Raw genomic sequence first — 21119 nt, forward strand, 5'->3', positions numbered from 1 at the left:
TTTCAACAATCTCTGCAAGTCCTGCTGCTATTCGCTCAGGCGCGCACGCCGGTGCGCTCGCCACGCCGCGAAGAGCTGACGCGCCCCGCGCCAGAATCGTCCGTTCACCATCACCAGCAATGCGTCGAGCATCGCGTCGTTCACTGCGCCGCCCGACATCCGCGCTATGGAACGAAACGGCAGATCCAGAGCGAACCGCGTGTTATTGGCGGCATGCGGCCTCCCCAGCAGCATCAGCACGTCGCTGCTGCGGTCGATCACGCTGTAAAGGACGCTCGCGAACCCGCCGCGCCCCTTCGTCTGCGCGACGATGTCGTCGCGCGTCAGCGGACGGTTCGACTGCCACGTCGCCGGTGGCAGTTCACGCCCCAGCAGGGTCTGGAACTCGTCATCCGTCACCCGATCCACGTGACCGCTGCGGTAATGCTCGAGTCCGGATGCGAGGTCGAGATCACCCTGGCCTTCCACCCTGATCGATGCGCGCAACCGGATGTCCCTCGACGATGCCGCCGCGAGCACGGTGTACTCGCCCCCGATCGTGCGCCATGCGCCTGATACGGGGTCGTAGATGTCGAACGCGTGCTCGGCATACTCGATGTGCACCGTCTTGCTCTCTCCAGGCCGCAGCGCCACCTTCGCGAAGCCGCGCAGTTCGCGTATCGCTCGGAACCGCTCATCGGCAGCATCCGGGGCCTCGATGTACAGCTGCACGACCTCGGAACCGGCCACCTCTCCGGTGTTGGTGACGGTGATGTCGGCCGCTGCAGGGCCGACGATGAGATCGGAATAGGCGAACGTCGTGTAGCTGAGCCCGTGGCCGAATGGGTACCGTACGGACACCCCGGCCTTGTCGAAGTATCGATAGCCCACGTAGATGCTCTCGCGATGCTCACTCGTCGCTTCGGTGCGCCCGAACGTTGCCGAAGACGGAACGTCCGCGTACCGCAGCGGGTACGACTCGGCGAGCTTGCCGCTGGGATTCACCTGCCCGGTGAGCACGCGCACCACTGCACGCCCGCCCCCTTGCCCGGCGAGAGAGCTGTTCAGGATCGCGTCGACCTCGTCCGCGAACGGCAGTTCGACAGGAGCACCGCCGGCAAGGACCACCACGATGGGTACATTCAGCGCGATGAGCTCTCTCGTCAGCTGCAGCTGATTCGCGGCGAGACGCATGTGGGTGCGATCCACGGCCTCGGCCTCGGCCGATTCATCCAGTCCCAGAAAGAGCAGCACTCGGTCCGCACGCGCAGCCAGCCGCAGTGCCCGACGAAGACGTCGCGCGGAAGGCCGGTCTCGTCGGGCGAAGCCGGGTTCATAGCCGATGACGTCGAGAGCGCTCGCGCGCAGCGCGTCGAGTGCGGTCTCGGCGCGCGTCGGGTTCACGAGCGAACTGCCGGATCCTTGATACCGCGGCACTGCGGCGAAGTCGCCGATGACCGCGATCCGCCCGCTCTCGGGCGCGAGCGGGAGGATGCCGTTCTCGTTGCGCAACAGGACGAGCGAGTTCTCGGCTGCTTCGACGGCGAGATCGTGGTGGGCGTCCAAGTCCGCTGCCGGCGCATCCGGTGAGGGCGCGGTGCGCTCGATCAGTCGGAGCATCTCCTCGACGCGGTCATCGAGCACGCTCTCATCGATGGTTCCGGACTCGACAGCGGCGATGATCACCCGGTCGGTCACGCCGTCGGTCGAGGGCATCTCGAGCGCGTTGCCGGCGACCAGCCCCGCCACCCGGTCGTTGTTGCCGCCCCAGTCCGTCACGACAAGACCGTCGAAACCCCAGGACGTGCGCAGTACATCGCGCAGCAGGCTGACATTCTCGTTCGCGTAGGTGCCGTTGACCCGGTTGTACGAGCTCATCACCGTCCAGGGGTCGCCCTCGGCGACAGCGATCCGGAAGCCTTCGAGGTATATCTCGTGCAGCGCCCGCTCATCGACGATCTCGTCGATGCTCATGCGATGCGTCTCCTGACTGTTGACCGCGAAGTGCTTGGCACTCGCCGCAACGCCGCGCGACTGGATGCCGCGGATGAGTGCCGCAGCCAACCTGCCTGCGACCAGCGGATCCTCGGAGAAGTACTCGAAATTGCGACCAGCCAGCGGATTGCGCTTGATGTTCAGCCCCGGGCCGAGCAGCACGCTCACGCGCTCTGCCGCGGCCTCGGAGCCGAGCGCCGCACCGACACGAGCGAGCAGCGATGCATCCCAACTGGTCGCCAGCGCGACCGCCGGGGGGAAGCAGGTCGCGGGAAGGCTGTCGTTGAGACCCAGGTGGTCGGCAGCGCCGCCCTGCTTGCGCAGTCCGTGAGGGCCGTCGGTCAGCATGATCGACGGGATGCCGAGGCGAGGAACTGGCTTGGTGTTCCAGAAGTTCGCGCCAGACATCAGCGATGCCTTCTCGGCGAGCGTCATCGCTGAGCGAAGCCCTCGGATGCTGTCAGGTGTGGACACGATACGAGAGTCTACTCGAAGTTCCACCACCTGGTGGAACTTGTTCGACAGGCTCCGCCTGGCCGTCGAATACTATGGACGACGTGCCCGACCTCGAGGATCCAGAGCCCTCTCCCGCCGGCTATGCGACAGGCCGTGCGACGAAGAAGACCATCGTGGCGAGCGCCACCACCGCGTTCGCCGAGCGCGGCTTCTACGGAACGTCGTTGCGCAGCATCGCCCGCGAGGCCGGTGTCGATCATTCAACGCTGCTGCACCACTTCGGCAACAAGACGGCACTACTGCTCGCCGTGATCGAATTGCACGATCAACAGCAGCTGCGCGCTGCTGTGCCGCGCAAGCTCACCGCGGATGCACTTGTCGACGCGTTCACCCAGACTGCGGCCAGCAACCAGGCGACGCCCGGCCTGACGCAGCTGCTCTCGATCCTGACCGCAGAAGCCGGAGCTCCAGGGCATCCGGCGCGTGCCGCGCTGCAGCGCCGCCACAATCGGATCCGCACGGTGTTGACCCTGATGATCCGACGCCAGCGGTCTCGGCTCGGACTCCCCGACGACGGTCTGCGTGCCGAAGAGCGCGCGGCACTCGTCATCGCCACCTGGGACGGTCTGCAACTGTATGACGCGCTGCACCCAGGCGAACTGGACGTCCCGGCTCTCGTCAACCGGAGCCTGCGTGACGCATTCGGGCTGACGACCGCAACCGGCTAAACCGGGCCTCGATCATCGCGGCCCTCTGACAGCACTCACGGGGTTGCCCCGTCACCAGCGCGGGTGGACGGCGGCGCGGAAGCGGCGGTCGTAGAGCTCCCGCACAGACGCGGTGAAGGCTTCGCCCAGGTCCGGTGCCGAGCCCGCCGCCGCGTTCGATCGAGCCTGCGTGACACTGCGGGCACCGGGAATCACAGACGAGACGCCTGGGAGCTGCGCGACCCACGCGAGGGCGGCCGTGGCCGGCTCGAGCTCGACGTCTCGGGCGAGTGTGGAGAACTCGTGCGCCGCTTCCACGCCCTCCTCGTAGTCGACGCCGGAGAAGGTCTCGCCCTGGTCGAATGCCTCACCCTGCCTGTTGAAGGTGCGGTGATCGTTCGCGGCGAAGACCGTGTCGCGGGAGTAGCGGCCAGAGAGAAGTCCGCTCGCGAGCGGCACTCGCGTGATGATGCCGACGCCGGCTTCGCGCGCTGCCGGAAGGACCTCGTCGAGCGGCTTCAACCGGAACGCATTGAGGATGATCTGCACCGTCGCGACGCGGGGACGTGCGATCGCGGCGAGCGCTTCGGCAGTCGTCTCGACGCTCACGCCGTAGTTCGCGATGGCGCCCTCCTCGACGAGGCGATCGAGTGCGTCGAACACAGCATCGTCCGCGTACACCGCGGTCGGCGGGCAGTGCAGCTGCACGAGGTCGAGCGTGTCGACGCCAAGGTTGCGGCGACTGCGATCGGTCCACCCACGGAACTTCTCGTACACATAGTTGGCCGGGATCTGCTCCTCGCGGCGCCCCATCTTGGTGGCGACGGTCAACTCGACATCCGGGTTATCGCGTCGCCACTGTCCGATGATCGATTCGCTGCGTCCGTCACCGTAGACGTCGGCCGTGTCGAAGAAGGTGACTCCGGCTTCCGCACTCGCATCGAGCACTGCGCGGGCGTCGGCTTCGCTCACTTCACCCCAATCAGCACCGAGCTGCCAGGTTCCGAGACCGATGGTGGAGACGTCGCGGCCAGTGCGACCCAGGGAGCGATGTTGCATGGCGCCGAGTCTACGGTGAACCGGGGTGAGGCCGGCCCGGAATACGGGACGCCAGCTCGGCAAAGAGCGCGTCCAGGCCGGGGTCGACACGCTGCAGCTCAGGGTGGGCGTCATGCCAATCGATGATCTCCCGAGCCGCGAGGTGAAATGCGACGGTCGGGTTGAAGTCGGGCACCACTCGACGGATCTTCGTGTTGTCGAAGATCACGGAGTGCGCCATGTCGCCGGTGAGCTGACCTGCGCGCTCGGGAGCTGCCTGCTCGATCGCGGCACTGGTGGCGTAGCGGAGCTTCGGCTCCACCCCTACTGCTCGACCGAGGATCGTGTAGATCTCGTTCCACGTGTAGACGAAATCGCTCGTGATCTGGAACGTGTCGCCGTAGGCAAGCGGGTTACCGAGGAGTCCGACGAATCCGACCGCGAAGTCACTCGCATGCGTGAGGGTCCACAGCGAGGTGCCGTCGCCGTGAACGACGATCTCCTCGCCGCGTCGGATTCTGTCGATCGCCGTCCAACCTCCGAATGCGGTGATCGGCGGCCGGGCAACAGCCCGCGATTGAGTACGTCACGTCCATCCCGCGCCGTGCCGCGAGGGCGCTCGCCGCGGAGGAGATGATCCCCGTCCCGCCGATGAACAGGACCTTCACGTCAGCCATGCACGCATGCTATCGAAGCGGTCGCTCCCCGGCGCTCTGTTCTCCTCGCTTCGCGAAGTACTCAACCGTCGCCAGAGAGGTACTGACCAGGGGCCCGATCCCGGTCGGCGAGCCGTCCGGCGCTGCAACGAGTCCGCTCAGGTATGCGTCACTCAGTGACCTTGTGATTCCGGCCGCTGCGACCACAAGCATCTCGATCGCACCCGCAGGCGACGCTTCTTCGACGGGCACCACAACGCTGAGCGCCGCGTAGACCCCGCCATGGGGTCCGAAAACAGGCACCGCGATGCCGCGTGACTCTTCATAGATGTGCCCGTCCATCACTGCGGATCCATCTGCACGCACCCGGCGAAGCCGATCACGTAACGCGGCGCCGTCGCTCAGCGTGTGCCGAGTGTGGCGGGTCCACCCCGCACGGATCACCTCGCTGACGACATCGTCACCGGCATGTGCGAGAAGGACCAGGCCGCTGGAGCTCACGGCGAGAGGAATACGACCGCCGATGAGCGTCGCGTTGACCACCGCACCGCGGGTGGACATTCGCTCGATGAAGAGGACGTCGAGCCCGTTCAAGACACCGAGCTGCGTGTGCTGAGTGATCCGGCTGTGTACAGCGTTCATCCATGGTCGTGCCAGCTCACGCAGCCCCAGCGCACCCGGCGTGCGCGAAGCGAACTCCCAAAGGCGCACTCCGAGTCGATATGACCGGTCGGGGAGCCGCTCAAGCAGTCCCTCACGCTCCAGTTCCGCAACCAGTCTGTGCGCTGTCGAGGGAGCAAGCGCCGCCGCATCCGAGATCTCGGCCAGCGTGAGGAACGGCCGTAGCGCGTCGAACACATCCAGAACTCGCAGGTGCTTACTCAGCACCGACTCTCCTGCGGACCCCCGCGCCATCCTGCCTCCTTCGAGCAGACTACTCTCGATTCCGTTCAATGGAATCGAGAGTAAAGCGCGTCGACCCCGAAGATACCGTTTTCTCACCGACACAGCCGTCGGAACCTCAACGAAGAGGAGACGAATTTGTCCTCGATCACGGTCGACACCATCTCCACACCGCGCAACGCTTCGAGCGGATGCCTGGTCGTGGCACACCGACGTGAGATCTCAGCCAGCGTCGTGGAGTTCAGTCTTCGCGCTCCGGACGGCACGCGCTTGCCTGATTGGTCGCCCGGCGCGCACATCGACGTCATTCTCGACGACGGCACCACCCGCCAATACTCGCTCTGCGGGGACCGATGGGATGCCCATACCTACCGGATCGCCGTGCAGCGCGAGTCCGGCGGATCCGGCGGATCAATCGCACTGCACGACACCGTGCGCGAGGGCGACACGCTGCGGTTCGGTGGACCGCGAAACAACTTCCGCCTCGCGCCGTCCGGCCGGTACCTGTTCGTGGCAGGCGGCATCGGCATCACACCTCTGCTTCCGATGATCCATCAGGCCGAGTTACTGGGCACCGATTGGCGGCTCCTGTACCTGGGCCGCAGCAGAACGACACTCGCATACGCCGACGAGCTGGCAGCCTTCACCGATCGGGTCACCATCCACTGCGCGGATGAATTCGGACGCGCCGACCTCAATTCCTGGCGACCGATCGACAGCGTTGAGCGTGTCTACGCCTGCGGACCGGCACGGTTGCTGGACGACATCGAAGCATGGGGTGCGCCCCCGAGCGGTCATCCGGCGAAGGTGGAGCGATTTACCGCATCCGCGAAGTCGTCCTCGCCCGCGACTGCTTTCGATGTCGTTGCCGCCCGATCTGGCCGTTCTACCACCGTGGCGGTCGACGAGACCGTGGTCATCGCACTGCGGCGCATCGGCGTGGATGTGCTGACATCGTGCGGCCAAGGGGTGTGTGGAACCTGCGAAACCGGCGTTGTCGCCGGCAGACCAGACCATCGTGACTCTCTCCTGAACGATGCGGAGCGCTCGTCTTCAGAATGCTTGTTCCCCTGCGTCTCACGCAGTCTCGACACACAGCTCGTCCTCGATATTTGACCTAGGAGAAACAATGCCCACCACCGCACCCTCGATTCCTGTCTCGGATATCGATCCGTTCTCTACTGAGTTCCTCAGCGACCCGTTGCCATTGCACGAAGAGTTGCGCGAACTCGGTCCCGTCGTCTACCTGCCTCGCTACGATGTCCACGCCGTCGCGCGCTATGACGATGTCCACCGCGCGCTGACCGATTGGCAGTCGCTGCAGTCGGGCGCTGGCGTAGGGCTCAGCAACTTCAACCACGAAGCGCCGTGGCGTCCGCCCAGCCTTCTGCTGGAAGCCGACCCGCCTCGTCACGATGCCCCGCGCGCCGTTCTGTCGCAGTTGCTGTCGCCGCGACGACTGCGGTCACTGGAGTCACGCTGGCAGGCAGATGCCGTCGCCCTGGTGGAGCGAGTGCTGTCAGAGGGACACGAGTTCGATGCCGTGACGTCCCTCGCCGAGCCCTTCCCTCTGCGCGTCTTTCCCGACGCGGTGGGGATCGGAACGCACAACAGGGAGAACCTCCTTCCCTACGGTGACTTCGCCTTCAATGCGTTCGGTCCGATGAACGAACGTGTCACCGATCCGGCGAAGACCATCGGCCCAACAGTCGAGTGGATCGCTGCACAGTGCCGCCGTGAGAATCTCAGCGAGACCGGATTCGGCGCGCAGATCTGGGAGGCCGCCGACCGCGGTGAGATCGGATACGAACAGGCGCCGCTCATCGTCCGCTCGCTGCTGACTGCCGGCGTGGATACGACCGTCACCGGCATCTCCGCCGTGCTGCATGCCGTCGCCACCCACCCGGATCAGTGGCAGCGACTCCGTGCCGAGCGAGAGCTGCTGCCGCGCGCCTTCGAAGAGGCGATCCGCCTCGAATCTCCGGTGCAGACCTTCTTTCGCACCACAACAGTTGAAACGCGGATCGCCGATACCGTGCTCGCGCCAGAACGCAAGGTACTCATGTTCCTCGGCGCGGCGAACCACGATCCCCGCCGATGGAATGAGCCCGAGCGATTTGATCTGTCACGAGACCCCTCCGGTCACGTCGGATTCGGCATGGGCATCCATCAGTGCGTCGGCCAGCACATCGCGCGACTGGAGGCAGTGACGCTGCTCGACGCGCTCTTGGATCGAGTGTCATCCATCGAACTCGCAGGGGCTCCGCGGCGACACTTGAACAACACGCTGCGCGGCTGGGAGAGCATGCCCGTACGTGTGGTCGTCTGACTGAGCGAGGGGCAAGCCCGGACCGTCAGCCGTATGTGGACTCAGTGCACGTCGTTGATGACCACCGTGAGAACGCTGTCCAGGAACCGGCGAGTCACCGCAAGTTGGCTCTCGTGACCGACGTCGTAGAGACGCTGGAGCTGAAGTCCATCGGAGAGGGCGACGTAGGTCTGCGCGGCTTCTGCCGGAGTGATCCCCTCGCGCAAGTCGCCATGCTCAGCAGCCTCTTCGAACGCTCCGCGCACCGTGCGCAGAATCAGCTCGTAGCGTTCACGGAAGTACACGTGGGCGGGGTGGTCGTCAGCCGTCGCTTCTGCGGAGAGGATTGCGAACAGCTGCGTGAGGCCACGGTCATCCTGGTCTCGCTCGGCGATCGCGAGCAGACCGCGGAGGAGCTCGACGCCGTGCCGCCCCCGGAGGTGACGCACCGCGTCGAGATCGCGTTGTTGCAGGACAGCCTCGAGGAGACCAGGCTTCGTCGGAAAGTGATGAGTCACACCAGGCAGTGTCATCCCCGCACGCTTGGCAATCTCGCTCATCGAGCTGTTCAGATACCCGTAGCGCGCAAACACCCCGAACGCGGCGTCAAGAATCTCCTCGCGCCGCTTCGGGGTCTTGGCATACTCACCGCGTGGGCCCGGTCTGCGTGACATCCAGCCAAGCTACCAAAACCTTTCGCAAGTTAAAACTTTCACTCCTTAAGGTTTTCGTGCTAGTTTTTCGTCGTCGCCACAGTTTCGTGCCGGCACACCCGATCGTTCCGAGAGGACGTGCAAAGATGCACCGCACCAAAATCATGCGCGCCGTTGCCATCGGCGGACTCGCCACCGTGCTTGCTGCGACCGGCTGCTCAGCGCAGGCGCCGGCAGCTAGCGACGAGCCGACGACGCTCCGTCTGGGAGTCGTCACGCAGTTGGCGTCGTTCGCACCCTGGGAAGCTTCCTGGGCCAATCAGTCACCGTATCTGCAGGCCGTCTACGACACGCTGCTGCGGACGGACCCCGACGGCACGATCGTGGCGGGGCTTGCCACGTCGTGGGAATGGGACGCGTCGCGAACGGCCCTCACCCTCACCCTCCGCGACGACGTGGAGTTCTCCGACGGTACGGTGCTCACTGCGCAAGTGGCGGCCGAGAACCTGACCCGTTTCCGTGACGGCACGAGCGAGAATGCGTCCTTCCTCGCCGGAATGACGTCGGCGGAAGCGCCTGATGACACGACGCTCGTCATCACGCTCAGCGCTCCCGACCCCGCACTCCCGGTGTACCTGAGCCAGAACGCCGGCCTCGTAGGCAGCGCGGCGATGTTCGACTCTCCGGATGCGCAGACGACGCCGGTCGGAAGCGGCCCGTACCTGCTTGACGAGCAGGACACGGTCGTCGGATCCAAGTGGGTGTTCGATGCGAATCCCGACTACTGGGACTCCGAGTCGGCTCACTACGACTCGATCGAGATGAGCTTCTACGGTGACCCGACCGCGCTGATGAACGCTGTCAAGGGCGGCCAGGTGGATGCGACCAACGCGCAGAGTCCGACGCAGATTCCCGAAGCGGAAGCCGCCGGATTCACCGCACTGACATACGAGCAGAACTGGAGCGGATTCCTGCTGGTCGACCGTGCCGGCCAGCTCAACCCCGCTCTGGGTGATGTCCGTGTTCGCCAGGCATTCAACTATGCGCTCGACCGAGAAGGACTGCTTCAGGCGCTCGCTGGCGGATCGGGCACACCGACAACTCAGGTGTTCAGCGTCCAGTCGTCCGCCTACGATGACGCTCTCAATGACGCGTACCCCTTTGATCCAGAGAAGGCGAAGTCACTTCTCACCGAAGCCGGATACCCCGACGGCGTCGACCTGGTCATGCCGAGCAACAACTTCGTCCCGGAGTCCGAGTTCGCGATCTACAAGGAGCAGCTGGCGGCCGGCGGCTTCAACGTCGAGTGGGAGACGACCGGCGACGACCTGTTCGGACAGATGCTCGGTGGCACGTGGGCGGCGTTCCCGTTCCTCCTGCAGACCGACCCGACGTCGTGGCAGACGATCCAGTTCTCGATGCTTCCCGAATCGGCATGGAATGTGTTCCATGGTGGCGATCCGACGGTCATCGAACTCGCCGAGATTGTGCGCTCAGGCGACGAGGCGGATGCGGATGCCGCGGCCAAGGAACTCAACGAGTACATCGTCGATCAGGCATGGTTTGCGCCGATCTATCGGCCATCCTCCGCTTTCCTGACAGCGGAGGGCACCGAAGCGGTCGTTCAGGCCGACAACGCGATGCCGTACCTGTGGAACATCTACCCCTCCGAGTGAGATAGGAAGAACCGTTCCGGGGCCGGTCAACGCCGCCCCGGAACGGGCAACATCAATGCTGATCTTCATTCTTCGCCGCCTCGTCGCTGGCATTCTGACCGTGGCGAGCATCTGCGTACTCGGGTTCTTCCTGCTGTACCTCGGTGCCGCTGGCGTCGCCCGACGGATCGTGGGTGCGACCGCCGCCCCCGAGATCGTCGCACGCAAGGAACAAGAGCTGGGGCTCGATCGCCCGCTCATCATTCAGTTCGTCGATTGGGCGAGCGGGGCCCTCACCGGAAATCTGGGCCGCTCCTGGTTCTCCGGGCAGCCAGTCGCTGACGCCCTCATGAGCCGCCTCCCCGTCACGCTTTCGCTCACGATCGGTGCGATCCTCGTGACTGCGGCGGTGGGCACTGTCATCGGCGTTGTCGCCGCCACTCGCCGCGGGTGGGCCGACCGAAGCATCCAAATCGCCTCTGTCGTCGCGTCAGCGATTCCCGGCTTCCTCGTCGCGTTGGTCCTCGTCCTCGTCATCGCCATCGGGCTGCGCTGGGTGCCTGCGACGGGGTACATCCGTCCCGAGGCATCGATCACAGGTTGGCTCTCCACGATCATTCTTCCCGTCATCGCCCTGTCGATTGGCGCCATCGCCAGCGTCGCGCAACAGGTGCGCGGCTCGATGGTGGACGCCCAGCGCATGGACTACGTGCGAACGCTGCGCGCTCGCGGCATCCCGCACCACGCCGTCGTATACCGGCACGTCCTCCGGAACGCCTCGGGCCCGGCACTCAGCGTCCTCGGCATCCAGTTCATCGTCCTCTTCGGCGGTGCCGTCGTCGTCGAGCAGGTGTTCTCCCTGCCTGGGCTCGGTCAGACCGCCGTCTCGGCGACACTCCAGGGCGACATCCCCCTCGTCATGGGATTACTCGTCATGACCGCACTTATCGTGCTCCTAATCAATCTCGCCGTCGACCTTCTGCAGGGATGGCTCAACCCGAAGGTGCGTCTGTCGTGACAAATCCTGCTGCCGCCCCCGCGCACCGATCGCTCGGCCGTCGCCTCTTGCGCAACCCGCTGGGCGCGGTCTCTTCGGTCTATCTCGTTCTGCTGCTTGCCGTAGCAGTGTTCGGCCCATTGCTCGCCCCACACTCCGCCGATTCGTCTTCGCTCCCCCTCGTGCTGTCGCCACCCAGCCCCGAACATCTGCTCGGTGGCGACAGCGCCGGAAGAGACGTATTCTCCCGACTTATCCACGCGAGCTCGACGAGTCTTCTCGGGGCAACTATCGCCGTCGCTGTCGCGGCTGCACTCGGGGTAACTAGCGGCCTCATCGCGGGGTACCGAGGCGGGTGGTTTGACGGCGTCGCTAGCTGGCTCGCTGGCACGATCCTCTCTCTCCCTGCCATCGTGGTCTTGCTCGCAGCGCGCTCGGTGATTGGCCCGTCGATCTGGCTGATCATGGCGATCTTCGGCATCGTGCTGGCACCCTCCTATTACCGCATCGTCTATGGCGCGGTAGTAGGAGTACGCGGAGAGCTCTACATCGACGCTGCGCGAGTATCAGGGTTGAGTGATCTGCGCATCGTCGGGCGACACATCCTCACGGCTGTCCGCGCGCCGGTGATCCTGCTTACGGCCGGCCTCTTCGCCGTCGCAATCGCCATCCAAGCAAGCCTGGATTTCCTGGGTGTGGGAGACCCTTCGCTACCCACCTGGGGAGGGATGCTGAGCGAAGGGTTCACCAACCTCTCGCGCACCCCTTGGCTGATGGTGTGGCCCAGCCTCGCAATCGCGCTGACATGTATTGCGTTGAGTCTTTTCGGCACCGCTTTGCGTGACGAGCTCGAGCAAACGGGCGACGCCACCTCGACACGATACGTCGCCTGGAGCGCTCCCCTGCCACGGCCCTCCTCTGCGATCGCGCACGACGATGCAGCCGCCGCCACCGAGCCGCTGCTCAGTATCGAGAATCTCTCGATCGCGTACCGCGTCGAGAGCGGATGGAAAACGGTCGTAGACGACGTATCGATCGCGATCGGGCGTGGTGAGATCCACGCGCTGATCGGCGAATCCGGTTCCGGTAAAACGCAGACGGCGTGGTCGACCCTGGGGCTCCTCCCCCAGGGCGGCACATGCGTCGCTGGCGCGATAAAGCTCAATGACACTGACCTGCTCCGCGTCACCGCCCGTCAGATGGAGCAGGTCCGGGGCCGGCGCATCGGTTATATTCCGCAGGAGCCGATGTCGAACCTCGACCCCTCCTACACAATCGGACATCAGCTCGTGGAGCCGATGCGCGCAGTCCTCGGACTCTCCCGACAGGCAGCTCGCACACGTGCGCTGGAGCTTCTCGACCGTGTCGGGATCACCGATCCGGCACGCACGTTCGCCGCCTACCCGCACCAGATCTCAGGAGGTATGGCCCAGCGGGTACTCATCGCGGGTGCCATCGCCCCGGAGCCCGAGATCATCATCGCCGACGAACCCACAACGGCACTGGATGTCACCGTCCAAGCTGAGATCCTCCAGCTGTTGCGCGACCTCCAGCGAGAAACGGGAATGTCGATGCTGCTTGTGACCCACAACTTCGGCGTGGTCGCAGATCTGGCCGATCGAGTGTCGGTGATGCGGTCCGGAAGCATCGTCGAGACCGGGTCGGTTGCGGATGTCTTTACCTCTCCGCAGCACGAATACACGCGCGGACTGTTTGCCGCGCTCCTCGATGATGCGCCCGCTCGTGGCCCGCTCACTCTCGGATCGGACTCGGTATGACCCTCCGCGAACCACACCCGTCGACGCCGCTGCTCGATGTCCGCGATCTCCACGTCGCGTACCCGGCGCGTGGCTTCCGACGGCCGCCCATCGAGGTACTCCACGGCGTGACCCTCGATGTCCGCGCCGGCGAAACAGTAGGCCTCGTCGGCGAATCAGGCTCGGGGAAGTCGACCCTCGGACGTGCGGTTCTCGGGCTCGCGCCGGTCACGGGCGGAACCATCATGATCAACGGTGAAGATGTTTCGCACGCTGCACGGAAACGCCGACGAGCGCTCGCAGGCGATCTGCAGGTCATCTTTCAAGATCCCTATTCTTCGCTGAGCCCGTCGCTCACGATCGGCGACACGCTTTCCGAGCCGCTCCGCGCGAACGGAATGTCGTCGAAGGATGCGGCCCGTCGCGTCGGCAACCTGCTCGATCTTGTTCATCTCCCCTCGGATGCCGCGCGCCGGCTGCCGCGTGAGTTCAGCGGCGGGCAGCGCCAACGGGTCGCAATAGCGCGTGCCATCGCGCTGGAGCCACGCATCATCGTGTGCGACGAGCCGGTCTCGGCCCTCGACCTCACAACGCAGGCACACATCCTCGATCTCCTGCGGGAAGTCCAGTCGCGAACCGGTGTCGCTTACCTCTTCATCTCGCACGATCTCAATGTCGTGCGAGTGCTGTGCCATCGGGTCGCCGTCATGAGCGCCGGCGAGATCGTCGAGTGGGGCGATGGCGAGACCGTGACATCGTCTCCCTCACATCCCTACACTCGCCAACTCCTTCTGGCCTCCCCCGTGGCAGATCCGAAAGAGCAGGCACGTCGCCGCGAACTTCTGCACGCGGCGAAGAATGAACCTGCGGCCGCTATACGCGTTATGAAAGAAAAGTGATGAATCACTCTCCATCGACCGCTCCCGATCAACGCACTCGTGCCCACGAGGTCGTCGCAAGCTTGAGCGCACAAGAGAAAGCAGGATTGCTCTTTCACCCGATCCTCACGATCGACGCAGACCACGACCCGGATGCGCCATCACCCTTCGGACCGTCCAGTCGCGAACTGATCGTGGATCGCGGCATCCGCCATTTCTGTCTTGCCTCAATCCCATCCCCACTCGAAACCGCAGCAGTGCTCGCTCGGTTGCAGGAGATCGCTGTCTCGCACGGATCGCGGTTGCCCATCGTGTTCTCGAGCGACCCGCGTCACTCTTTCCTCAGCAATATGGGCGCGACACATCGCGCGGATGGCGTTTCGCAGTGGCCTGAACCAATAGGGCTCGGCGCCCTTGACGACCCGGAGCTTGTCGAGATGTTCGCTCGAATCGTTCGCGACGATTACCGCGCGATGGGCATTCGCATGGCGTTGCACCCGCAGGTCGACCTCGCCACCGATGCTCGGTGGGCACGCCAGGCACAGAGCTTCGGAGCCGACCCCGCACTCACGTCGCGCCTCCTTTCCGCATTCCTCGCCGGCCTCCAGGGCCCAGAACTCGGCAGCACGAGCGTTGCGGCTACGGTCAAACACTTCCCCGGTGGAGGTCCGCAGAAGGACGGCGAAGATCCGCACTTCCCTTACGGACGCGAACAGGTGTACCCCGGCGGACGTTTCGAGGAGCACCTTCTTCCGTTCCGCACCGCGATCGCCGCTGGCGTCGCGGCGATCATGCCCTACTACGGCATGCCGGTCGGTCTGACTCGCAACGGTCACCCAATCGAGGAGGTCGGATTCGCATTCAATCGTGCGCTCATCACTGATCTGCTTCGGAACGAGCTGGGCTTTGCCGGCGTCGTGCTGAGTGACTTCGGTCTCATCACCGACGCGCACGTGTTCGGCAAGCCATTCCCTGCCCGCGCATGGGGCGTAGAACATCTCGATTCCGCCGGTCGAATGGCGCGTCTTTTTGCCGCGGGCGTCGATCAGCTCGGCGGCGAGAGCGATACGGCACAGCTGCTTCGTCTGCTTGACGATGATCTGGTCAGCGAAGACCGCATCGACGACGCTGCGACGCGAATCGTCGATGTCATGCTGAGGCTCAACGGCGACGGTTCGGGATCGTCCGTGCCCGATGCCGCACTGATGCCCGCTCGTGAGCACGTCGCACTGGGCCTTCACGCTCAATCGCGGGCCATCACTGTGCTGAAGTGCCCCGACAACGCTCTGCCGCTGACCGGCCCCCAACGCGTGCACGTCCGCGGCCTCGACCCGATCTCGCTGCCAACGGGTTGGGACGCTACCGCCCTGGAAAATGCTGATATCGCGATCGTGCGCCTGGCGGCGCCGTTTGAGCCTCGCGATCAGTACTTCCTCGAAGCAGGAATGGAGCAAGGTTCACTGGAGTTCCCCACCGAAGTCGTCGAGCAGCTGCGCGCGGTCGCAGCGCATATTCCACTGATCATCTCAGTCACGCTGAGCCGCCCTGCGATCCTGACGCCGCTCGATGAGTTCGCCACTGTGATCATTGGCGACTACGGTGCGTCCGACGCAGCACTATTGGATGCGCTCACTGGTCGAGTTACTCCCGAAGGGCGTCTCCCCTTCGAGCTACCGCGCAGCATGGCCGCGGTCGCGGCGAGCAGGCCAGATGTGCCAGGCGACACCATCGCACCGCTATACCCGGCAGGCTGGAGTGCGACATCCTCGCTTAAAACAGAAGGAGTAAGTCGATGAGCACTCCCGTCCACATTGGGTCCGTCTCGGCGGAGCGCCGTAGGGACACCCCGTTTGTCGCGACCGATCGTCCTCGCCTGTCGTGGATCGTCGACTCTGCCCCTTCGGGATGGAAGCAGGCAGGAGCACAGGTCCGCCTCGACGGAGAGCACGTCGTGCAGCTCGAGGGGGATGACCATGTTTTCGTGGCCTGGCCCTTCGCGCCCCTGCAAGACGACGCCCCGCACACCATAGAACTGCGAGTTGTAGGCGCGAACGATGAGGCATCCAATTGGAGTGCACCGCTCGTCGTACGTCTTGCTTCGGTCGCCGAGTGGAAGGCGCCGTTCATCGGTCTGGCCGCGCCCACTCGTCCGGCCCACCCGGTGTTGTTGTCACGTACCATCGATATCGCCGAGGGTCTCGTCTCGGCGGTCATGCACGTCTCCGCGCTCGGCATCGCCGCCGTCACCATCGACGACACGTCAATCGATGATTCCATCCTGGGGCCGGGCTGGACGAGCTACGACTCACGCGTCCTCCACGACACGATGGACGTCCTACCACTGCTCTCCCCCGGCTCGCACGACCTACGCATCGCGCTGACAGGCGGCTGGTACACGGAGGAATACGGTTTCGGCCCGCAGGGCACCCGCGTGTACGGAGAGCAGCCGGCTGTCGCAGCCGAGCTCCACCTGTGCTGGGCAGACGGCCGTCAACAAGTGATCGGAACGGATGCTTCGTGGCATGCGACCGGCACGTGGCAGGTCGTTGACTCGGGCATCTATGCCGGTGAGACTGTTGACCTTCGACGCGATCCAGCGGACCATGCACCCGCGGTGATCATTGAAACACCGCTTGTTCCGATCGCGCGAGGGTTCGAGCCCGTCCGCAGGATCGAGACCATCGCACCGGTGTCAGTCGAGCGCACCAGTGCCGACACCTATCTACTCGACTTCGGTCAGAACCTCGTGGGCAACCTGCGTCTTGCGGTGAACGGGCCGGAGGGAACCGCGATTACGGTGCGCCACGCAGAGGTTCTCGAGAACGGCGAGCTCGCGACTCGGCCGCTGCGCCGCGCGAGTGCAACTGATCGATACATTCTGGATGGCGGTGGGCATCGCGTTCTCGAGCCGATGGGCACTTTCCACGGTTTCCGTTTCGCCGAGATCTCAGGCTGGCCCGGCGAGCTCGATCCCCGCGCCGTCGTCGCCGTCGTGATTCACACAGACATGCGTCGCACTGCCTGGTTCGATTCCTCTGCTCCCCTTCTCAACAGGTTGCACGAGAACGTCGTATGGTCGATGCGCGGAAACTTCCTCTCGGTGCCTAGCGACTGTCCGCAGCGTGATGAGCGAATGGGGTGGACCGGAGACGCGCAGGTTTTCGCCCCGACCGCCGCGACGCTCTTTGACTGCGATGGTTTCCTGTCGAACTGGCTGGAAGACCTCGCATTCGAGCAGAGCAAGCGCGATGGAATCGTACCGTTCGTCGTGCCCGACGTGCTGCGCTTCCCCGTCGCACCGACAGCGGCGTGGGGAGACGCTGCGACAGTAGTTCCCACCGTGCTGGCCGACCGCTTCGGCGATGAGGACGTCCTTGCGCGACAGTTCGACTCGATGCGCGCCTGGGTCGACAGCATCCTTCCGCTGCTAGATGCGAACGGTCTCTGGGCCAATCACAACCAGCTCGGCGACTGGCTCGATCCGCTGGCACCGCCGGATGCCCCGAGCCTTGCACAAACGCCGGGTGACATCGTCGCCACCGCGTATCTGTTCCGATCCGCAGATCTCGTGGCTCGTGCGGCAGCAAGGGTCGGGCGTCCCGAGTTCATCGCGCGGTACGCCGAGATCGCCGAGCGCACGCGCCAGGCATTCTTGGCCGCGTATGTGACGCCGTTCGGGCGCATGACTGCGGATGCGCCCACGGCATATGCGCTGGCTCTCGTCTTCGGTATCTCGACCGATCTTGCCCAGCGTCAAGCACTCGGCGATCGACTGGCGCACGTTTCCCGCCGCACGGCATTTCACATCGCGACCGGGTTCGTGGGCACTCCGCTCGTGCTCGACGCACTCGTGGACACAGGACACGTTGAGACAGCCGGTCGACTGCTTCTGCAGACGGGCTATCCGTCGTGGCTCTATCCCGTCACGATGGGAGCAACAACGGTGTGGGAGCGGTGGGACTCAATGCTCCCCGACGGATCCGTTAACCCGGGCGAAATGACAAGCTTCAACCACTACGCGTTCGGCGCCGTCGTCGACTGGCTGCACCGCAGAGTCGCGGGTGTCACACCCATCGAACGCGCGTATCGCCGGATTCGCTTCGCTCCGACGCTCGTTGACGGTCTCGACCACGCAACGACGACAATTGACACGCCGTCCGGTCGGGTGATCGGCGGGTGGGAGCGGTCAGCCGAGACGATTGCGCTGCGGCTGACGGTTCCTGCCCATTCCACCGCCGAGGTTGTGCTGCCAGACGGAACCGCTATTGAGGTCGGCCACGGCACGCACTCATGGACGGTCCCCGCGCCTACTGGACACCGCGAACTCCCATTGCCATCGTTGGAATCAACGTTCCGCGATATCGCCGACGATGCGGACGCTTTGACGGCTGTCCTCGCAACGTTAGAAGAGCAGGACCCCGCATATGCGACGCTCGCGCGGCGTCGGATCGATTGGAACGTCGAGGACCCGCTGCCGGCGGGGCTGTACGACATGCCGCCGGCAGCGTTCGGAGCCCTCGCGGGCGCGCTGGGCGCTCTCGCGGCGAAGCGTGCTCACGACGGAGTCGGAGGTGTCACGCGATAACGGCGGCGAACCGCCCACCCGACTCGATCCGCTGCTCCTCTGCGCCCGGAAGGAGGACAACTCCCTCGACGCCAGTGGGCACCGAGAGCGTGTATTCGGTTCCGTCCGCCGTTCGCTGCCAGGCTGCCTCGATGAGGCCGTATGGCGAATCGAAGGCGATCCGAGCATGTTCGAGGTTTCCGCCCGGCTCCGGTGCCCAGCGGATTCTTTGATAGCCGGGGGCAGCAGGCGATAGCCCTCCGATCACGCGGTGCATCCAGTCCGCCACAGAACCGAGCGCATAGTGGTTGAAGCTGGTCATCTCTCCGGGGTTGATCGTGCCGTCCGGCAACATCGAATCCCAACGCTCCCAGATCGTCGTTCCACCCATGCGCACCGTGTACAACCACGAGGGACATTCGGTCTCGAGAAGCAGATCGTACGCGGTGTCGAGGTGCCCTGATGAAGATAGCGCGTCGCTGATCACCGGCGTTCCGGCGAAACCGGTCGCGATCCGGTTGTTTTCCTCGCGCACGAGTTCCGCCAGCCGATGCCCCGCGGACTCCTGCTCGTCCGCACTCAGAAGGCCGAAGCGAATCGCGAGGGCATAGGCGGTCTGCGCATCCGATGTCAGCTTCCGGTCGCCCGTCACGTACTCGGCGCGGAATGCATCACGCGCTTCTAGGGCCACGCGCGCGTACCTGTCTGCGTCGGCATCCCGCCCCAGTAGTCGAGCGATGTCCGCCAAGCGTCGCGTCGAGTACGCGAAGTACGCGGCAGCAACCAGGTATTTGTCTGTCCGCGCGTCGGCTGGATCATGCGGCGGCGCGGCCGGATCCAGCCAGTCTCCGAGCTGATGTCCACTCGACCAGAGTCTGCTGGATCCGGCCTGACGGATCATGCGCTCTACCCACTTCTGAGCGCTGTCGTACTGGCGACGGAGAACATCGAGATCCCCGTACCGCTCGTAGAGCGTCCACGGCGTGAGCACCGCGACATCTCCCCAGACAGCACCTGTCTCGATCGGCGTCCACGAGGGACCTCCGGGGATCACCGGAACGAACCACGGAACAGTCCCGTCTGGTAGCTGCTCGAGCGCAACATCGACGAGCCAGCTCTCGAGGAACCCCGCAGAGTCATAGAGGAACGATGCCGTGGGCGCAAACACCTGGATGTCGCCTGTCCACCCCAGGCGCTCGTCGCGCTGTGGGCAGTCGGTGGGGATGCTGAGAAAGTTCCCCCTCATACCCCAACGAACGTTCTCATGCAGACGGTTGAGGTCACTGTTCGACGTCTCGAACCAGCCGGTGCGCCGCATGTCGTTGTGCAGCACGCGCGCGACGACATCCCCCTCCGCGAGATCAGTCAGCCCTGCAACCGTCGCGTAGCGGAACCCGTGGAACGTAAACTTCGGTTCCCAAAGACGTTCCGGACCGCCGTCGAGGGTGATGGTGTCGTGCGCGTCGGCGAGGCGCAGCGGGCGCACACCGAGCGCGCCGTTGTCGAGGACCTCGGCGTGACGCAGTTCGATTATCTGCCCGGCGTCACCGCTCACCCGCACGCGTAGACGTCCCACGAGGTTCTGTCCGAAGTCCAGCAGGTGAACATCCTCGCTCACGCGAGTCACGCTCACCGGTGCGAGCTCCTCCGTGCAGCGCACGGGCGGGAGCGAGGGTGCCACGAGCGTGTGGGGGTCCCGACGACCCACTTCCACCGGTGTCCATCCCTCGTGCTCGACTGTGGAACTCGACCAGCCAGCCTGCTCAGCGCGCGCATCGTGCTTCTCGCCGTCGTACAGCCCGGAGAGCTGGATGGGACTGCGGGTAGCCTGCCAGGTGCTGTCTGTAGCAACAGTGGTTCGAGTGCCATCTTCATGGAGCAATTCGAGCTGGGCGATCAATGCCTGGTCGACGCCGTAGAGGTCGCGATACCCACCGTTGAATCCGAGGCGTCCTCGGTACCATCCGTCACCGAGCCATGCCCCGATCACGTTCTCGCCGACACGGATGTCGTCTGTCACGTCGAACGTCCAGTACACCAGCCGCTCGTCGTACTTCGTCCAACCCGGTGAGAGCTCGTGGTCGCTGATCCGGCGGCCGTTGATCTCCGCCTCGTAGAGGCCGTGAGCGGTGACGTAGAGGCGGGCACGGGCGACCGGACTCTCCACCGTGAAACCGCGCCGGACAAGCGCCGGGCGGCGCTCCGTATCTGCCGGCTGCTCCCATCCACCCCCGACCGGCTCAGCTGCCCAATCGGTGGCCAGAAGAAGACCGGCCTCAGCAGACGCCGGTTCACTCCACTCGGACCAGACGGCGTCGGCGCCGCGGACGCGAACGCGGATCTCCACCCGTTCCCTTGAGGTCAGCGGCTCGAAGGGCCACGCCACCAGAACCTGCCCAGCGCCGCTTCCGGAGGCCACCACGATGCCGTCCGCGCGTTCGCAAGAGATCTGCCATCCGTGCTGTGTCCAGCCGCTCTCGGCGGAGGTTTTCCACGACACACGTGGCATCGGCGTGCCGAGCCCCAAAGCATCGTTGAGGTGTTCGAACCGGGGCGCAGAGATCCTCACGCGG

The 21119-nt window shown here is 64.9% G+C and carries 15 protein-coding genes; 9 read left to right on the top strand and 6 right to left on the bottom strand.

From position 1 onward, the window contains the following. Positions 1-27 precede the first annotated feature (27 nt). Positions 28-2448, bottom strand: coding sequence for a glycoside hydrolase family 3 C-terminal domain-containing protein (locus ACTU6U_RS02680; RefSeq protein WP_443467605.1), 2421 nt, complete (start codon positions 2446-2448; stop codon positions 28-30). Between the two features lie 83 nt (positions 2449-2531). On the opposite strand from ACTU6U_RS02680, the gene ACTU6U_RS02685 reads away from it, so the two are divergent. Then, a complete protein-coding gene (locus ACTU6U_RS02685) occupies positions 2532-3158 on the top strand; it encodes a TetR/AcrR family transcriptional regulator (protein WP_443467606.1) in 627 nt (208 codons plus the stop codon). Between the two features lie 51 nt (positions 3159-3209). On the opposite strand, the gene ACTU6U_RS02690 is transcribed toward ACTU6U_RS02685, so the two are convergent. The 3 genes from ACTU6U_RS02690 to ACTU6U_RS02700 form a co-directional block, all read right to left on the bottom strand. Then, the gene (locus ACTU6U_RS02690) at positions 3210-4196 is read right to left on the bottom strand and encodes an aldo/keto reductase (RefSeq protein WP_443467607.1); all 987 of its coding nucleotides are present in this window, start codon (positions 4194-4196) and stop codon (positions 3210-3212) included. A gap of 10 nt (positions 4197-4206) precedes the next feature. Then, on the bottom strand, positions 4207-4497 hold the full coding sequence (locus tag ACTU6U_RS02695; protein WP_443467608.1) for a hypothetical protein: 291 nt from the start codon (positions 4495-4497) through the stop codon (positions 4207-4209). A 364-nt stretch (positions 4498-4861) separates the two neighbouring features. Continuing rightward, positions 4862-5746, bottom strand: a complete 885-nt coding sequence (locus ACTU6U_RS02700) for an IclR family transcriptional regulator (protein WP_443467609.1) — start codon at positions 5744-5746, stop codon at positions 4862-4864. Between the two features lie 126 nt (positions 5747-5872). Here ACTU6U_RS02700 and ACTU6U_RS02705 point away from each other — a divergent pair, with 126 nt between their 5' ends. Both ACTU6U_RS02705 and ACTU6U_RS02710 read left to right on the top strand, forming a co-directional pair. Next, complete coding sequence (locus ACTU6U_RS02705) at positions 5873-6850, top strand: PDR/VanB family oxidoreductase (protein ID WP_443467610.1); 978 nt, start codon at positions 5873-5875, stop codon at positions 6848-6850. A gap of 13 nt (positions 6851-6863) precedes the next feature. Continuing rightward, positions 6864-8063, top strand: coding sequence for a cytochrome P450 (locus ACTU6U_RS02710; protein WP_443467611.1), 1200 nt, complete (start codon positions 6864-6866; stop codon positions 8061-8063). Positions 8064-8104: 41 nt separating this feature from the next. On the opposite strand, the gene ACTU6U_RS02715 is transcribed toward ACTU6U_RS02710, so the two are convergent. After that, complete coding sequence (locus ACTU6U_RS02715; RefSeq protein WP_443467612.1) at positions 8105-8716, bottom strand: TetR family transcriptional regulator; 612 nt, start codon at positions 8714-8716, stop codon at positions 8105-8107. A 125-nt stretch (positions 8717-8841) separates the two neighbouring features. On the opposite strand from ACTU6U_RS02715, the gene ACTU6U_RS02720 reads away from it, so the two are divergent. From ACTU6U_RS02720 to ACTU6U_RS02745, 6 genes are read left to right on the top strand one after another with little or no spacing between them, the layout of a single operon-like run. Then, positions 8842-10371 (top strand): ABC transporter substrate-binding protein, encoded by a 1530-nt coding sequence (locus tag ACTU6U_RS02720; RefSeq protein ID WP_443467613.1) that lies wholly within the window; start codon positions 8842-8844, stop codon positions 10369-10371. 55 nt (positions 10372-10426) lie between these two features. Next, positions 10427-11368, top strand: a complete 942-nt coding sequence (locus ACTU6U_RS02725) for an ABC transporter permease (RefSeq protein WP_443467614.1) — start codon at positions 10427-10429, stop codon at positions 11366-11368. Next, entirely contained in the window at positions 11365-13125 is a 1761-nt protein-coding gene (locus ACTU6U_RS02730; RefSeq protein WP_443467615.1) for an ATP-binding cassette domain-containing protein, read from the top strand. Before ACTU6U_RS02725 ends, ACTU6U_RS02730 begins: the two co-directional genes overlap by 4 nt. Further along, complete coding sequence (locus tag ACTU6U_RS02735) at positions 13122-14003, top strand: ATP-binding cassette domain-containing protein (RefSeq protein WP_443467616.1); 882 nt, start codon at positions 13122-13124, stop codon at positions 14001-14003. Before ACTU6U_RS02730 ends, ACTU6U_RS02735 begins: the two co-directional genes overlap by 4 nt. Beyond that, positions 14003-15778 carry a glycoside hydrolase family 3 protein gene (locus ACTU6U_RS02740; RefSeq protein ID WP_443467617.1) on the top strand — a complete coding sequence of 592 codons (1776 nt, stop codon included), beginning with the start codon at positions 14003-14005 and terminating at the stop codon, positions 15776-15778. The genes ACTU6U_RS02735 and ACTU6U_RS02740 overlap by 1 nt, the downstream gene beginning before the upstream one ends. Next, the gene (locus ACTU6U_RS02745) at positions 15775-18567 is read left to right on the top strand and encodes a family 78 glycoside hydrolase catalytic domain (RefSeq protein ID WP_443467618.1); all 2793 of its coding nucleotides are present in this window, start codon (positions 15775-15777) and stop codon (positions 18565-18567) included. The genes ACTU6U_RS02740 and ACTU6U_RS02745 overlap by 4 nt, the downstream gene beginning before the upstream one ends. Here the strand turns inward: ACTU6U_RS02745 and ACTU6U_RS02750 are convergent. Then, positions 18557-21115, bottom strand: a complete 2559-nt coding sequence (locus ACTU6U_RS02750) for a family 78 glycoside hydrolase catalytic domain (RefSeq protein ID WP_443467619.1) — start codon at positions 21113-21115, stop codon at positions 18557-18559. The two genes, ACTU6U_RS02745 and ACTU6U_RS02750, sit on opposite strands and share 11 nt — an antisense overlap. Between the last annotated feature and the right edge of the window lie 4 nt (positions 21116-21119).

The sequence above is a fragment of the Microbacterium zouquanmingi genome (assembly GCF_052266695.1).
Classification (GTDB): Bacteria; Actinomycetota; Actinomycetes; order Actinomycetales; family Microbacteriaceae; genus Microbacterium.